We start from the raw sequence: 2566 nt of genomic DNA, 5'->3' as shown, positions 1-2566 counted from the left end.
GTGCAGGAACTGGAAAAACAACAGTAGAAATAGCAAAAATGCTTCCAGATAAAGAAGTAATTGCATTGGAACCGTCCAAGTATATGCGAATTGCTTTTATGTCAAGGTTGGTAGAACATGAAGAGGTGCGAAAACAAATCACTGTGTTGCCATGGACTGTAAAACAATATGATTTCAAAGAAGAAATCAGTGGTATTTTATGCATGGGTGTTTTGGGACATCTAAAAGAAGAACGGCAATATTTTTGGGAAAAATTAGACAGTGTATTAAAAACAAATGTGCCTATTTTAATAGGACTTCTCGATCCAAGGTTTCTTAATGTGCCAAAAGGGAGCAGAATATCTGTAACAACACAGGGAAGGATACGATATGAAACTTATATTACCGAAATAAAGCATGTTATGGAAAAGAGCTGGGAATGGTTAATGACTTACAAGATTTTTTTCGGGGACAAAATAATCAGTGTAATTGAAAGTCCTATGGAATGGAACTACGATAGTGCAGAAAATGTGCTGAATGAGCTGGAACAAGCAAATTTTAGAGGTATAAAGCTATCAGATACGTTACTACTCGTAAGAAAAAGATGATAAAGAATAAATGTGTTTAAAGTTAGAGAGGGGTATTAATGAAGCAAAGAAATAAAGCACTTAATGAATTGTATTATAATTTGATTACAAATTCACCACAGACTTTTACAATGGAAATGCCTTCTGATGTAGGAAAAGGATATATTTCTCAAACAGCCACAAAACGAGGAATTATTTTCTCAGATTGGCAAATGAATTATTTTGCTGATGTGAATGTTCAGGGGATTAATAATGAAGAGTATATTCAGATAATGTTTTGCTTAAATGAAGGCGTATCCTGGGGAATTATGGATGGATATAACTCGGTAAATATTCAAAAAGGAGAGTCTTGTATCTATAAAGGACACGGAAAAATGGAATGTGTTTGCTATGCTAAAGAACGAGATTTTGTATTTAAGAATGTGAAGATTCCAATGTCATTTTTTTTCAAGCTACTATCAGATTACTTTGAAATCCAGGAAACACAAGCGTATAAAGAAAAATTGTTTGGAGGAATTTCAAAAGTTAATATTACTCCGATAATGGAAAGAATACTGGCTGAAACGAAGGAATTTGTTCATTTCAGAGGTGGATTGGGGCATTTGTATCTTGACGCAAAGATTTTAGAACTCCTGGGGGTCTATTTAAGAGAGATATTAGAAGAAGATATTTTAACCAAGAATGACATCTCGATTTCTAAATCAGAGCGAGATTCCATTATGGAAGCTAAGCGTATTATAGATTCACAACTGACCGATGCACCTTCCTGCGAAAAATTAGCTAAACAAGTACAACTGAGTATGAGTAAATTAACAAAAGGATTCTCTAATATAGTTGGTATGCCAATTCATGCCTATATTATTGATCAAAGAATAACGCGTGGAGCACAGCTATTATTGGAGACAGGGTTAAACGTCAGTGAGGTTGCGACTATGGTAGGCTATTCTAAACCGAGTAATTTTTCAGCAGCTTTTAAGAGAAAATATGGTGTGGTTCCCAAGGAATATAAGCGTGTATAGTATATAAAAATGAAAATACTGGTTTTGGGCTAAAATATACTAGATTTGGGTTGAAGATAAAAGCTAATATGTGTTAATTTATAAGTAGGTTAGAAACAGCTAACTGCATATGCCAGTTAAGAAGCTGTAATAGGGAGGATGATATTTTATGACTAAAAAATTGACTGCAAAAGATTTTATTCTTACTGGAGTCCTGACGGCAGTTATGTGGATTATCTGCATGATTATCAGTACTATTATGAGTGTAGCCGGACCCGTGACGAACGTGTTCTACCCTTCGGTTGTTGCTATTCCTAATGGAATTGTAATGATGTTGTTACTTGCCAAAGTTCCGAAAAAAGGAGTATTTACAATCTGCGGAGCGATTCAGGCAATTCTTTTTCTATTAGTAGGTGCTTTTTGGTTTATTCCGATTGCATTGGTTGTAGGAGGAGTTATCTGTGATTTTTTGGTTATGGCAAGAAAGAAAATCACAATAAAATCTATGGTTGTAGCATATGCGATTTTTAGTGCTATTTTTGCTTTTGGTGCTATTTGTCCAATTAAATTTTTACAGAGCGCGTTTGTGGGGGCAATGGAGAAAAACAATATTGCACAAGAGTACATAGATGGTATGTTAAAAATCACTTCCGTGCCGATGTTAATAGTGATTGTTGTTGCAGGTCTAGTTGGAGGTCTTTTGGGTGGATATATTGGACAGAAAACATTGAAAAAGCATTTTGTTAAAGCTGGGCTTGTTTCGGTAAAATAAAAAATATCACAGATAAAGTGGTATAAAGAAGGAGTCCAATATGAGTACCTAAAACATAAGAGCGGGACTACGTTGGCGTAGTCCCGTTTATTTTCGGAGGAGTATATGAAGGAAGATAATATAAAGCAAATAATTGAAACAGAACAATTTTGTGGAACAGCAAGACTTGATCCAAGGTGTAAGGCACTATTATTGATTCTTATTGGGTTTACAAGTTATTTTTTGGGTGG

The 2566-nt window shown here is 34.8% G+C and carries 3 protein-coding genes; all 3 read left to right on the top strand.

The window, feature by feature from the left end; translation table 11 throughout:
- A partial coding sequence (locus Q1J64_RS13135; protein WP_301109541.1) for a methyltransferase domain-containing protein occupies positions 1-587 on the top strand: 587 nt, incomplete at its 5' end.
- Between the two features lie 38 nt (positions 588-625).
- Complete coding sequence (locus Q1J64_RS13130) at positions 626-1585, top strand: helix-turn-helix domain-containing protein (protein ID WP_301109540.1); 960 nt, start codon at positions 626-628, stop codon at positions 1583-1585.
- Between the two features lie 148 nt (positions 1586-1733).
- Entirely contained in the window at positions 1734-2336 is a 603-nt protein-coding gene (locus Q1J64_RS13125) for an MptD family putative ECF transporter S component (RefSeq protein WP_301109539.1), read from the top strand.
- Positions 2337-2566 lie beyond the last annotated feature (230 nt).

The organism is Sporosarcina sp. (assembly GCF_029257255.1).
Lineage (GTDB): Bacteria > Bacillota > Bacilli > Bacillales_A > Planococcaceae > Sporosarcina.
The sequence above is the reverse complement of the archived record's forward strand: the minus strand, read 5'-3'. Positions and strand labels throughout refer to the sequence as shown.